Genomic DNA, 12632 nt, shown 5'->3' with positions numbered 1-12632 from the left:
GTGGAATCCGTTCACCATCTCGCGGGCGCGGGGCCGGACTCGTCCGCCGCAGAGCACGACGCGGTCATCGGCGCCCTGGGAGGTCTCGGCGAACAGGTCGACTGCCACGGTCTGCGCAGGCTTTCGCTGGAAGGGCCGCAGGTGCTGTGGCTCGTCGTGGGCGGAGCCCTGGACCTGTTCGCGGTCGACGCGGCGGCGCAGGGTCACTGGCACTTCCTCGGCCGGCTGGAACCCGGGACGCTGCTGTTGGGGCCCGTCGAGGGACCGCGGCACACGCTGATCGGCAGGCCCTTGCAGGAGTGCGTGCTGCGCCGCATCCCGCTGCGTGAGCTGTACCGGCCGGAATACGCGGACGCCGCGGCGTACGACGATCAGTACCGCAGCTGGTACGACACCGGGGACACAGCTCTGAGCCTGCTGGAGCACGCCGTGGCACTCGGCGTCGGGCGCAGTCGGCAGGTGCTGTTCGAAGCACCGCTGGACGGCCGGACGACGGTCGACGAGACGGTGGCCGACGACGACATCCTGTGGCTGCCGGTGTCCCCCGGCAGCGTGCAGTACGGCGCCGCGTACAGCGCGGAGGCGGCAGGCGATCTGCTCGTCGACGGCGCGCTGTGGCAGGCCATGGTGAACCAGCAGTACCGCCTGCTGTCCGCGCTGGACCGCTGGATCGAACGGCTGGAGCTCGCGCACGAGGACCGCACGGCAGCCGGCATCAAGGCGGGCGAAGCCGTCCGCGACGAGGCCGACCGGACGCTGGTCTCCTCCATCGGACGTTCCCGGAGAACCGCTTCGCGTGCGGCCGGCGCAGGCGACGACGCGACGTACGCCGCTTGCCGGCTCGTGGCCGAGGCGGCCGGGATCACGCTCTCGGAGCCGTCGATGAGCAAAGTGGTGAGCGACCGGGTCGATCCGGTCGAGCGTGTCGCGGTCGGCTCGCGGGTCCGTACCCGCCCGGTCCGGCTCGACCGGCGCTGGTGGCGGGAGAACACCGGGCCCCTGGTGGGCCACCGGGCCGCGAGCGGCGCGCCGGTCGCCCTGCTGTGGCGCCGCGGCGGGTACGAGGCGGTGAATCCGGTGACCGGCAGGCGCACCCGCGTCGGCGCGGCCAATGCGGAGGAGTTCGAACAGCGCGCGGTCATGCTCTACCGTCCGCTGCCGGAGCGGCCCATGAGCAAGTGGCAGCTGCTGCGGTTCAGTCTGCGCGGCACCCGGGCCGACATGCGCAACCTGGCGCTGGCGGGAATGGTGACGGTCGCCCTCGGAGCGCTGGTGCCGATCGCGACGGGACAGGTGCTCGGCGTCTACGTACCCAACGCCGAGAACAGCCTCATCGTGCAGGTCTCACTGGCCGTCATCGTCACGAGCTTCGTCTCCGCCGTCTTCATGCTGATGCAGAACCTCACCATCCTGCGGATGGAGGGACGCATCGAGAGCACCCTCCAACCCGCCGTGTGGGACAGGCTGTTGCGTCTGCCGACCACATTCTTCACCGAGCGTTCCACCGGTGAGCTGGCAAGCGCGGCGATGGGCATCAGCGCCATCCGCCGGGTGTTGTCCGGCATCGGTCCCGTCGCTGTGCAGGCGGGCACGGTCGGGGCGATGAACCTCGTCCTCCTGTTCTGTTTCAGCGTCCCGCTGGCGCTGACTGCGATCGCGATGCTGATCGTCATAGCCGCGGTGTTCCTCGCCATGGGGCTGTGGGAGCTGCGCTGGCAGCGCCGATTGGTCGAGCTCGCCAACAAGCTCAACAACCAGGCGTTCCAGACGCTGCGCGGGCTGCCCAAACTGCGGGTCGCAGCGGCGGAGAGCTTCGCGTACGCGGCGTGGGCGCGGGAGTTCGCCCGCAGTCGCGAGCTGCAGCAGCGCGCGGGCCGGATCAAGAATCTGACGACCGTCCTCAATGCGGTATATCTGCCGCTGTGTTCACTGGCCATGTTCGTTCTGCTGGCGGGTCCGGCTCGCGGGTCGATGTCCTCCGGCGCGTTCCTGACCTTCAATACGTCCGTGACCATGCTGCTGACTTCGGTCACCCAGCTCACAGGGGCGTTCGTCTCGGCTGCGGCGGCTCTGCCGATGTTCGAACAGATCAAGCCGGTGCTCGACGAAGCTCCCGAGGTACGCGGGGCCAGCATCCAGCCCGGCGCCCTGTCCGGCGGGATCGAGGCACGGAACGTCTCCTTCCGCTATACCGATGACGGTCCGCTGGTCCTCGACGATGTGTCCGTCCAGGTGTGTCCCGGCGAGTTCGTGGCCATCGTCGGCCCCAGCGGCTGCGGCAAGTCGACCCTGCTGAGACTGCTCATCGGCTTCGACAGGCCGCTTTCCGGCAGCGTGCTCTACGACGGCCAGGACCTGGCATCCCTCGACCAGGCGGCCGTACGACGCAGCTGCGGAGTGGTCCTGCAGAACGCCCAGCCGTTCACCGGATCGATCCTGGACTGCATCTGCGGCGCCGAAGTCTTCACCCAGGAAGAGGCGTGGGAGGCCGCCGCGATGGCGGGTCTGGCCGAGGACATCAAGCGCATGCCGATGGGTCTGCACACCATGATCGCGGACGGCGGCTCCATCTCGGGCGGGCAGCGTCAGCGCCTGATGATCGCTCAGGCACTCGTACGCCGACCGCGCATCCTGTTCTTCGACGAGGCCACCAGCGCGCTCGACAACGAGACCCAGCGCATCGTGATCGAAAGCACCCGCACGCTGAACGCCACCCGCATCGTGATCGCCCATCGACTCTCGACGGTCCTCGACGCCGATCGGGTGATCGTCATGTCGGACGGCCGCATCGTCCAGCAGGGACCGCCCGCCGAACTCCTCGCGGACACGAGCGGGCGGCTCCACGAGCTGGTCCGGCGCCAGATGCGCTGAACGGACCGTTCGAACACAGAGGTTGCGGCGACTTGCCGCAGCCCGGGAGTCCCATACCCGAGTTCTCTCAGAACGCCTGGAGAGGCGTGGGCGGCGGGCTCACGACTGCGCCCCCCGGCGCTGACACGCCTGCGGTACGGCCGGCCTCGGGACGGCCACGTCCAGGTCCAGCCGGAAGCGGAGTCGGCAGATCACCGCATGGGTGTCGCGGCGTACCGCATGGGCCACCACCGCACCCCGCTGGTTCTGCAGTACGCGCTGCCAGACGTGGGCGGGTTCGACCTCGGGAATCAGGACGGTGATCCGGGTGCCGGGCTCGGCGGCGGTCAGCTCCCGTACGAATGAGGCGATCGGTCGGCCCAAGGAGCGGCGGTCCGAGTCGACGCGTATCAGGGGCACTCCCGGGTTCCACAGCGCCCAGTCCCGTTCCAGTGCCTCGCTCAGGGCGCGATCCTCCGGGTCGGGGTGGCAGACCGTGACCGCCCTGACCTCGTCGCCCAGCGACACCGCGGCCGTCAGCGCCTCGCTGGTGAGGCGGGTCAGAGAGGAGACCGGGACGATGATCAACGAACGGTCGCGGTGCGGCGGTTCGGGGATGCGGCCCACCTCGAGCCTGTCGCCGATCTTCCCGTACGCGCGGTGCACGAACTCGAACGCGGCGACCAGCAGGGGCAGCGCGACCACGATCAGCCAGGCGCCGTCGTGGAATTTGGTGGCGGTGACGACGACGGCGGATACGCCGGTGAGGAGGGCGCCGACACCGTTGAGGAGCGCCTTGCCCGCCCAACGCTCGCCGCGTGTCCGGTGCCAGTGCAGGACCATGCCCGTCTGCGCGATGGTGAAGCCGACGAAGACGCCGATCGCGAACAGCGGCACCAGGGTGTTGGTGTCGCCTCGGGAGAAGACGAGAAGGGCGGCGGAGACACCGGCAAGGGTCAGCACACCGTGCCGGTGGACCTGGCGGTCCGCCTTCAGTCCGAAGACGTGCGGAAGGTAGTTGTCACGGGCCAGCAGCTTCAGCAGCACCGGGAGCCCGCCGAACGAGGTGTTGGCGGAGAGCGCCAGCAGGGTCATGGTGGTGAACTGAATGACGTAGAAGGCCCAGGTGTGGCCGACGGACGCGTCCGCGAGTTGCGCGAGCACGGTGACGCCCTCCACCGGCTGCAGTCCGCCGTCCCGTGCTCCTGATCCCCGCCCCGCCGTTTGCCCGTCGCCCGGGACCCTCTACGGTGTCGCTGCACGTGTGGGGTGAGGGTGATGACTGCGACGGGAGATCGGCGAATGCGACGCGCGGGACGTGGGGTGTTGATCACGGGGGCCGTACTTGCCGTCCTGGGGATCGTGCTGACAGCGGGGGCGCTCTGGACCATCCGCAGCGACTACACGACGGTGACACCCAGGGGCGAGTCCATGGAACCGACATACGTCCCGGGTCACCGGGTCTTCATCGAGAAGACCGGCGGCGAGAAGACGCGGAAGGGCGATGTGGTGCTCTTCAGCGTGCCGGACCGTTACAACGGCGAGGCCGTGATGCAGCGTGTCATCGGGCTCGGAGGCGACCATGTGGTCTTTGACGGGACCCGGTTGACCGTCAACGGGGCACCGCTCAAGGAGCCGTACCTGAAGGGGACGGAGGTCGACGGCGGGCACGGCCCGTACGACGTGAAGGTTCCGGCCGGGCGGATGTTCCTCCTCGGCGACAACCGTGCAAACGCCAACGACTCGCGCTACTTCTCCGGTGAGAAAGTCGGCACCGTGCCCGTGACAGCCGTGCGGGGACGTGCGCTTGACGATGCCACCGTGCCGACGGTGCTGGGGCTCGGCGCAATCGTCGGTGTGGTTCTCGCCCTGGCGGGTGCCGTCTGCACGCTGGTGGGCCTGCTGACGCGGGGACGCCGGGCAACGACACCCCCGCCCTTTACCGGGTACGCGGGTGCCGGGTACCCGGCTCCCGGGGTTCCGCCGCCCTTCCGGCGCCCCTGACGCGGCGCGCGGCCCTCAGCGTTCGGCACCTCGTGCGGCCGCGCCGAGGCGGCGGGCGCCCTCGGTCAGTTCGGCGAGGTCGGCGGCGGCGGCAAAGCCCAGACGCAGGTAAGTGTCCGGCGGTTCTGCCGGGTAGTAGCGGCGGCCCGGGTCGACGACCACACCATGCGCCCGTGCCGCCTCGGCGACCGCGAAGTCGGAGAATCCCGACGGGAGCTGGATCCACAGATGCAGTCCTCCCGTCGGCAGCCCGGTCACCTTCCAGCCGGGGGTCTCACGGACCAACGCACCGCCCAGCACCGCGCAGCGCTCCCGCAGCGCGCTGGACAGGGCGCGCAGGTGCCGCTCCCAGGCGGGTGTGCTGACCAGTTCGACGGCGGCTTCCTGCAGGGGGCGTGCGATGAAGAAGTCCTCGACCATCCGCATCCCCTGCAGCCGTCGCATCACCGGGCCGCGGGCGATCACGGCTCCGATGCGCAGGCTCGGCGACGCGGGCTTGGTCAGCGACGTCAGCTGGACCACGGTGCCGTCGGGGTCCTCGGCGACGAGCGCGCGGGGTACCGGCCTGCCGTGGCCGAGGTTCCGGGCGAAGTCGTCCTCGATGAGGAAGGCGCCGGCGGCGCGCGCCACGTCCACGACCTGGCGTCGCCGTGCGGGCGTGAGCACCGTGCCGGTGGGGTTGTGGAACGTGGGCTGGCAGTACAGCAGTCGGGCTCCGGTCATGGCGAACGCGTCGGCCAGCAGATCGGTGCGGATGCCGTCGCCGTCCATCGGGACGGGAACCGGGCGCAGCCCTGCGGCCCGGGCGGCGGCCAACGCCCCCGGGTAGGTAGGCGACTCGACCAGGACCGGGCTGCCCGGTGCGGCGATCGCCCGGAACACCATGGACAGAGCACCCTGGCCGCCGCCGGTGACGAGCACGTCGTCCGGGCTCACATCGGCGCCGGCCTGGCGGGCGAAGATCGCGCGCAGTGGTGCCAGGCCCATCGTCGGGGCGCGGTGCCACGCGTCCGGGCGTCGTGCCGCGCGGGCCAGCGCGGCGGCCAACGCCCGGGTGGGCTGGAGCGTTTCGTGCAGATAGCCGCCGGCCATCGCGATCGACCCGTCGGGGGCGGGGTCCGACGTCCCGTCCACGAGGGGTGCGTCGAGATCGCGTCCGGCCAGGGCCACCGCCTGCCAGGAGGTGTCCGGCACATCGGTCTCCGACCGGACGGGGCGCGCGGCCACGTAGGTGCCGCTGCCCGGCCGTGTCACCACCGCCCCCTCGGCGGCGAGCAGGGCGAAGGCGCGCGACACCGTGACGGGGCTGACCACATGACGGCTGATCAGATCGCGGCTGCTGGGCAGTCGGTCGCCGGGGGCGAGCCGGGCGATCTCCGCGCGAAGGATCGCCACCACCATCTCAGTACTGCTACTGTCAGACATGAAGGCAGACGATAGCGCTTCTGCTCTCCGTGAGGAACCGCTCCTCGACATCGCGGCCCTGCGGGCCGACACCCCCGGCTGCGCGTCAGTGATCCACTTCAACAACGCCGGTGCCGGTCTGCTGGCCCGCCCCGTGCTCCGGACGATGCTCGACCACCTCGAACTCGAAGCGAACATCGGCGGTTACGAAGCCGCCGACGCGCGGGCGGAACAGGTCCACGACTTCTACGCGGCGATCGCCGAACTCATCAACACCGGACCCGGGAACATCGCCTTCGCCGGCAGCGCCACCCACGCGTACAGCAACGCCCTCTCGGCCATCGACTTCCGGCCCGGCGAGACCATCCTCACCACACGCAACGACTTCATCTCCAACCAGATCGCCTTCCTGTCGTTGCGCAAGCGGTACGGCGTCGAGATCGTGCACGCACCCGACCACCCGGACGGCAGCGGCGTCGACGTGGCGGCGATGGCTGCGCTCATGCGGTCCCGGCGCCCACGGCTCGTCGCGGCGACGCACGTCCCCACCAGCTCGGGCCTCGTCCAGCCGGTCGCGGAGATCGGGCGCCACTGCCGCGAGCTCGGCCTGCTGTATCTCGTCGACGCCTGCCAGACCGTGGGCCAGTACGGGATGGACGTCGAAGAGATCGGCTGCGACTTCCTCACGGCGACGTGCCGCAAATTCCTTCGTGGACCGCGCGGTTCAGGCTTCCTCTACGTCTCCGACCGGGCCCTCCAGGACGGGTACGAACCCCTCTTCATCGACATGCACGGCGCCCGCTGGATCGAGCCCGGCACCTACCGGCCGGCCGACACCGCCACCCGGTTCGAGGAGTGGGAGTTCCCGTACGCGACCGTGCTCGGTTCCGCGGCAGCGGTGCGCTACGCCCTGCGGGTCGGGCTGTTCGGTGGCGGCGCCCTGGGCGGTCTGTCCGCCGGTCTCCTGGCGGGCGCCATCGGCGCCAGGGGCGCTCTGACCGTGGCCGCGATCGGCTCCGCCGCCGTGGTGATCGGGCTCGTCGTCTCACCGGTCAGCAGACTGAGCAGACTGCCGTCGGCGATGAAGGACGAGGCTGCTGAGACAGCCACGCCCGGAGAGCCGGTCACGCCAACTGGTTGACCAGGGCGGTGAAAACCGCGGGAAGGCGGGTCGCGGCCGGGACGATACGACGGGCGAGCCGCGGGTGCTGCCGGGCCCGGAGCAGCGATTCGGTGAGCAGGCGGTGGCGCCGGGAGACCTTGCGCCACGCCTGCTCGTACGCCAGTGGGCGGTCGTCCCGGATACAGCGCACGAGTTGCGCGGCCCCGGCGAGGGCCAAGGAGATCCCTTCGCCGGTGAGCGCGTCGATGTATCCCGCGGCGTCCCCGACCAGCAGGACCCGCCCGGCCGCCCGGGATCCGACACGCTGGCGCAGCGGTCCGGCGCCGCGCACAGGGGCGGCTGTGCTCGGGGGCAGATGGCGTGAGAGGAGGGGGAAGTGGGCCAGGTGGCTGTCGAACGGGCCGCGTTCCGCGGTCAGGACGGCGACGCCGACCAGGCGCGGGCCGAGCGGCGTGACATAGGCCTCGGCCCGTGCTGACCAGTGCACCTCGACGTAGTCCGTCCAGGGCTCGATCGCGTAGTGGCGGCGCAGGCCGAACCTCGGGGGCCGCGGATCCGGGCGGTCCAGGCCGAGTTGGCGTCTGATCGGTGAGTGCAGTCCGTCGGCGGCGGCCAGGTATCGGGCGGTGATGCCGGCTGCGCGGACGCTGTCGGCGCTCTGTCGGACGCCACCCACCCGCGCCGGGATCACCGGTACGCCGAGTTCCGCCGCTCGGCGGGCCAGGGCGGCGTGCAGTTCGGTGCGTCGGACGCCGCAGCCGGGGGCAGGTGCGAAGAGGGCTTCGGCACTGTGGTGGTCGTCGACGTACCGGATCCCGCGCAGTGAGTGTCCGGCGACGGTGATGCCGAGTTCGGCCAGGGCGTGCACGGCCCCCGGCATGAGGCCCTCGCCGCAGGCCTTGTCGATCGGGGTGGGGCGCGGTTCGATGACCACCGCTTCGAGTCCGGATCCGGCGGCGTGGATCGCGGTGGCGAGTCCGGCGGGGCCACCGCCGGCCACCAGAAGGTCGATCACGGCGTGGCCGCAGGAGTCGGCGCCGGGGCGGCCCCGGCCAGAGCGGTGTTCTCGCACCGCACACGGGTCGCGAGAAGCGGCAGATTGAGGAGCGTGAATCCGGTCGCGGTGAGCCAGTTGGCGTGGACGAGCGGCAGCGCGACGCCCTCGACGATCACGGCGACGTAATTGGGGTGGTCCAGCCATCGGTACGGTCCGGCGGTGACGAGCGGCAGGTCCGGCACCACGATGACGCGGGTGTTCCAGCGCGGCCCCAGCGTGGTGATGCACCACCAGCGCAGCCCCTGGGCACCGAGGGCCAGGGCGAGCATCGGCCAGCCGAGCGCGGGAAGGAAGGGCCGGTCGCCCAGCCAGGTCTCCCCCAGGCAGCCGGCCAGCAGCGCGGTGTGGAGGGCGACCATGACGGGGTAGTGCCCGCGCCCGTACTCGGTTCCGGCGTGGCGACGGCTCCAGGCTGCGTTGCGCCGGGCCGTGACGAGTTCGGCGAGGCGCTCGAAGGCGACCAGGAGGATGAGGACGGCGTAGGGGATCACAGGCGGCTACCAACGGAGGAGGACTTGTTCGGTGCAGAAGCCCGGCCCCATCGCGAGGAGGAGACCGGGCGATCCGGGCGGTGGTGGGTGCAGCGCCAGGGTGTCCCTGAGGATGTGCAGGACGGACGCGGAGGAGAGATTGCCGATCTCGGCCAGCGAACGCCAGGTCGCTTCCAGTGCCCGGGCGGGCAGATCGAGCGTCTCGCGTACGGCTTCCAGGATCTGGGGACCGCCGGGGTGGCAGACCCAGGCCGTCACGTCCTGCGTCTTGAGGTCGTGGTCGGAGAGGAAGGAGCGAACCTCCTTGCCGAGCGTTTCGCGCACCAGGTCCGGGAGGTCGGCGCCGAGGACGATCCGGAAGCCCGCGTCGCCGATGTCCCAGCCCAGGCTGCGTTCGGTGCCGGGGTAGAGCGTGCTGCGGGTCGCGACCACCTCCGGCCCGCGCTGTTGCCCCCGACGGTGCGGGTGGTCCCGGCCGACCGCGAGGACCGCGGCGGCGCCGTCGCCGAACAGCGCGCCCGCCACCAGGTTCGGCACGGACGCGTCGGTACGTTGCAGGGTCAGCGAACAGAGTTCGACCGAGAGCAGCAGCGCGACCTGTCCGGGGTGGCCGTCGAGGTAGTCGTGGACCCGGGCCAGTCCGGCGGCTCCGGCCACACAGCCCAGACCGAAGATCGGCACGCGTTTCACATCGGGCCGCAACCCGACCCGTCCGGCGAGCCGCGCCTCCAGCGACGGGGCGGCGATACCGGTGACCGAAGTGGAGATGACCAGGTCGATCTCGCTCGCGTCGAGACCCGCCCGGTCCAGGGCGCCGCGCACTGCCTGCTCCCCCAGCGGGAGCGCGGATTCGATGAACGCGTCGTTGGCCTCTCCGAAGCCGCTCAGGGAGGCGTACCGCTCCAGGGGCAGGGCCAGATGGCGGCCGCGTACCGCGGCGGATGTGTGCAGGCGTTCCAGCACACCGCGGTCGGCGCCGGGTGGCAGGCACATGTCGGCGAAGGCATGGGTGATCTCGGACTGCTCGTACCGGTGCGGCGGGAGCACACCATGGATCGCGATGATTCGCGTCATCTCGTCACCATACGGGCGAATAGCATGTTTTGATCGAACGTCATGAATCACACTTTCCGGGCACCTTCCGTGTCCGCCTCGGCGCCCGCCGCCGTGCCGTCGGCCGCTCCCCGCCTCGGCCGGGTCGCGGTGGCCCTGTTCCTGTCGGCCCACCCGGCCCCCGCACTGGCCGTCTCCGCCCTGATCACCGCGCTGGCAGTGGCCGCGGGCCGCGATGCGTCCGGCAGCTGCCTGGTCGCTCTGGCCCTGCTCACCGGACAGCTCTCCGTCGGCTGGAGCAACGACCGCATCGACATCGCACGGGACACGGCTGCGAACCGGCGTGACAAGCCGCTCGTGGACGGCGCCGTGAAGGCCCGTACCGTCGCGGTGGCGGCCTGCGCCGCACTTGTCCTGTGCGTCCCCCTGTCGCTGGCGAACGGCGCGGCGGCGGGCGGCGCCCATCTGATCGGGGTCGCCGCCGCCTGGTCCTACAACCTGGGCCTCAAACGAACATCGTTGTCCTGGCTCCCGTACGCCGTCGCCTTCGGCCTCCTGCCTGCCTTCGTCACGCTCGCGCTGCCGGGTCACCCCTGGCCGGCCGCCACGCCAGTGGTCGCGGGCGCGCTCCTCGGCGTGGGCGCGCACTTCACCAACGTGCTCCCCGACATCGACGCCGACCTGGCCGCCGGCGTCCGCGGCCTGCCCCAGCGGTTGGGCCGACGCCGGACCCGTACCGTCGCGGCACTCGCGCTGCTCGCCGCATCGGCCGTCCTCGTCCTCGGCCCACCGGGGCCGCCGGACGCGACGAGCTGGACCGGTCTCGTCGTGACCGGGACCCTGGCCGTGGCCGTCTGTCTCCCGCTGCGCTCCGCGCCCGACAGCCGCCTGCCGTTCCTGGCCACGCTCGGCCTGGCCGGTATCGACATCGCACTGCTGCTCCTGCACGGCGCGGCGCTGGGCTGATCATCCCTCCCCGGATGCCGCAGCCCGCCCGGCTTCTCGACCGGGGGTGTCCGGCGGATCGGGGTCGGACAGTCGCGGAGTCCGGTGCGGTGCGTCGCAAGGCGGAGGAGCATCCTGATACTGGGCGTACTCGCTGGGTTCCGACACCGGCAAGGTGCCGCCCCTGTCGTTGTGCGCCCGGCGGGAATGTCGGGACAGCCCTTGGGCCGGCTCCGGCGAGAGCTACCGGCAACGACGGGAGAGTCACGCATGTCGCGCTATCACGAGATGAAGTTCCGGGCGGTCACGACGTTCCAGCGGCGGATCGGCAACCCGATTATCCGCCGACTGCCGAATCAGACCCTCCTGGAGACCACAGGACGCACGTCCGGACTGCCCCGCCGCACCCCGGTCGGCGGCCGCCGGGTCGGCAGGGAGTTCTGGCTGGTCTCGGAGTACGGCGACAAGTCGCAGTACGTACGCAACATCCGGGCGAACCCGGAGGTCCGGGTCCGGATCAGGGGACGCTGGCACGCCGGAACGGCCCATCCGGTCCCGCAGGACGACCCGCGCGCCCGGCTCACGACACTGCCGCGCTTCAACAGCGCGGCAGTCCGGGCGCTCGGCACCGACCTGCTGAGCGTGCGGGTCGATCTCCGCGACTGACGGCGACCGGCCGGTCCTGCTACCAGCGCTGGTGGATCGCGGCCCGGATGCGGCGGTCATAGAGGTCCCGTACCGCGTCCAGCGTCTCCTGCGGCAGCGGCGGAAGCGACGCAGCCGCCGCGTTGGCCCGCGCCTGCTTCACGGAACGCGCACCCGGGATGACGCTGGTGACACCGGGCTGCTGAATGATCCAGCGCAGCGCGGTCTGGGCCGCGGTCGCGCCCTCCGGTGCGAGCCCGGCGAACTCTGCGGCCGCCGCCACCCCGGTCGCGTACTCGATGCCGGAGAAGGTCTCGCCCTGGTCGAAGGCCTCGCCGTGGCGGTTGTACGTGCGGTGGTCCTCGGCGGCGAAGACGGTGTCCTCGGTGTACTTCCCGGAGAGCAGCCCGGAAGCGAGCGGCACCCGCGCGATGATGCCCACACCAGCCGCCAGCGCGGCCGGGAGGACGTCGTCCAGCGGCTTGAGACGGAACGGGTTGAGGATGATCTGGACGCTCGCGACCCCGGGCCGGGCAATGGCGGTGAGGGCCTCGGCACACGTCTCGACGCTCACCGCGTAGGCGGCGATCCGCTGCTCGGCGACGAGGGTGTCGAGTGCGTCGTAGACCTCGTCCGAGGAGTAGACGGCGGTGGGCGGACAGTGCAACTGCACGAGGTCGAGGGTGTCGACACCGAGATTGGCCCGCGAGCGGTCGTTCCAGGTACGGAAGTTGTCGAGGACGTAGTTCTCCGGAACCTGTTCGGCGCGGCGGCCCATCTTCGTCGCGACGAACACTCCGGCGTCGGGGCGGTCCTTCAGATAGCGGCCGATGAGCTGTTCGCTGCGGCCGTCCCCGTACACATCCGCCGTGTCGAAGAAGGTGACGCCCGACTCGACGGCCGCGTCCAGGACACCGAAGGCATCCGCCTCCTGCACCTCGCCCCAGTCGCCGCCGAGCTGCCAGGTGCCCTGTCCGACGACGGATACGTCCTGTCCGGTCCTGCCGAGTGTGCGCTTTTCCATGGGGATCATGCTACGTCGGTCGGCGTGGGAGGCCGG

The 12632-nt window shown here is 71.1% G+C and carries 10 protein-coding genes and 1 pseudogene; 5 read left to right on the top strand and 6 right to left on the bottom strand.

Annotation, left to right across the window (positions count from 1 at the left end; translation table 11 throughout):
* The gene (locus OG972_RS35845; protein ID WP_266988678.1) at positions 1–2871 is read left to right on the top strand and encodes an NHLP bacteriocin export ABC transporter permease/ATPase subunit; all 2871 of its coding nucleotides are present in this window, start codon (positions 1–3) and stop codon (positions 2869–2871) included.
* A 99-nt stretch (positions 2872–2970) separates the two neighbouring features.
* Here the strand turns inward: OG972_RS35845 and OG972_RS35840 are convergent.
* Positions 2971–4038: pseudogene (locus OG972_RS35840) on the bottom strand (amino acid permease); the annotation flags it as partial.
* A gap of 135 nt (positions 4039–4173) precedes the next feature.
* Between OG972_RS35840 and lepB the strand changes: the two are divergent.
* The gene (gene lepB / locus OG972_RS35835) at positions 4174–4854 is read left to right on the top strand and encodes a signal peptidase I (protein ID WP_266988677.1); all 681 of its coding nucleotides are present in this window, start codon (positions 4174–4176) and stop codon (positions 4852–4854) included.
* 15 nt (positions 4855–4869) lie between these two features.
* Here lepB and OG972_RS35830 read toward each other — a convergent pair whose 3' ends face one another.
* Positions 4870–6279 (bottom strand): PLP-dependent aminotransferase family protein, encoded by a 1410-nt coding sequence (locus OG972_RS35830; RefSeq protein ID WP_266988676.1) that lies wholly within the window; start codon positions 6277–6279, stop codon positions 4870–4872.
* Here OG972_RS35830 and OG972_RS35825 point away from each other — a divergent pair.
* A complete protein-coding gene (locus OG972_RS35825) occupies positions 6278–7399 on the top strand; it encodes an aminotransferase class V-fold PLP-dependent enzyme (protein ID WP_266988675.1) in 1122 nt (373 codons plus the stop codon). The genes OG972_RS35830 and OG972_RS35825 overlap by 2 nt on opposite strands.
* Here OG972_RS35825 and OG972_RS35820 read toward each other — a convergent pair.
* Genes OG972_RS35820 through OG972_RS35810 form a run of 3 tightly spaced genes read right to left on the bottom strand, consistent with a single transcriptional unit; the run spans position 7383 to position 10003 of the window.
* The gene (locus tag OG972_RS35820) at positions 7383–8396 is read right to left on the bottom strand and encodes an NAD(P)/FAD-dependent oxidoreductase (protein WP_266988674.1); all 1014 of its coding nucleotides are present in this window, start codon (positions 8394–8396) and stop codon (positions 7383–7385) included. The two genes, OG972_RS35825 and OG972_RS35820, sit on opposite strands and share 17 nt — an antisense overlap.
* A complete protein-coding gene (locus OG972_RS35815) occupies positions 8393–8929 on the bottom strand; it encodes an isoprenylcysteine carboxyl methyltransferase family protein (protein ID WP_266988673.1) in 537 nt (178 codons plus the stop codon). Before OG972_RS35815 ends, OG972_RS35820 begins: the two co-directional genes overlap by 4 nt.
* A gap of 6 nt (positions 8930–8935) precedes the next feature.
* Entirely contained in the window at positions 8936–10003 is a 1068-nt protein-coding gene (locus tag OG972_RS35810) for a type III polyketide synthase (RefSeq protein WP_266988672.1), read from the bottom strand.
* Positions 10004–10045: 42 nt separating this feature from the next.
* Here OG972_RS35810 and OG972_RS35805 point away from each other — a divergent pair, with 42 nt between their 5' ends.
* Together OG972_RS35805 and OG972_RS35800 are read left to right on the top strand one after the other, a co-directional pair.
* Positions 10046–10948: a UbiA family prenyltransferase gene (locus tag OG972_RS35805; RefSeq protein ID WP_266988671.1), complete on the top strand. Its 903-nt coding sequence runs from the start codon at positions 10046–10048 to the stop codon at positions 10946–10948.
* 249 nt (positions 10949–11197) lie between these two features.
* Positions 11198–11593: a nitroreductase/quinone reductase family protein gene (locus OG972_RS35800; RefSeq protein WP_266988670.1), complete on the top strand. Its 396-nt coding sequence runs from the start codon at positions 11198–11200 to the stop codon at positions 11591–11593.
* Positions 11594–11612: 19 nt separating this feature from the next.
* Here the strand turns inward: OG972_RS35800 and OG972_RS35795 are convergent, their stop codons facing one another.
* On the bottom strand, positions 11613–12605 hold the full coding sequence (locus tag OG972_RS35795; RefSeq protein WP_266988669.1) for an aldo/keto reductase: 993 nt from the start codon (positions 12603–12605) through the stop codon (positions 11613–11615).
* Positions 12606–12632: the final 27 nt, after the last annotated feature.

The organism is Streptomyces sp. NBC_01669, from assembly GCF_026339735.1.
In the GTDB taxonomy this organism is placed as follows: domain Bacteria; phylum Actinomycetota; class Actinomycetes; order Streptomycetales; family Streptomycetaceae; genus Streptomyces; species Streptomyces yanii.
The sequence above is the reverse complement of the archived record's forward strand: the minus strand, read 5'-3'. Positions and strand labels throughout refer to the sequence as shown.

What these genes read in the sequence shown, in the direction of transcription:
- OG972_RS35810 (WP_266988672.1), bottom strand. Translation starts at nt 10,003, where the DNA reads ATGACGCGAATCATCGCGATCCATGGTGTGCTCCCGCCGCACCGGTAC.
- OG972_RS35830 (WP_266988676.1), bottom strand. Translation starts at nt 6,279, where the DNA reads ATGTCTGACAGTAGCAGTACTGAGATGGTGGTGGCGATCCTTCGCGCG.
- OG972_RS35805 (WP_266988671.1), top strand. Translation starts at nt 10,046, where the DNA reads ATGAATCACACTTTCCGGGCACCTTCCGTGTCCGCCTCGGCGCCCGCC.
- OG972_RS35825 (WP_266988675.1), top strand. Translation starts at nt 6,278, where the DNA reads ATGAAGGCAGACGATAGCGCTTCTGCTCTCCGTGAGGAACCGCTCCTC.
- OG972_RS35800 (WP_266988670.1), top strand. Translation starts at nt 11,198, where the DNA reads ATGTCGCGCTATCACGAGATGAAGTTCCGGGCGGTCACGACGTTCCAG.
- OG972_RS35795 (WP_266988669.1), bottom strand. Translation starts at nt 12,605, where the DNA reads ATGATCCCCATGGAAAAGCGCACACTCGGCAGGACCGGACAGGACGTA.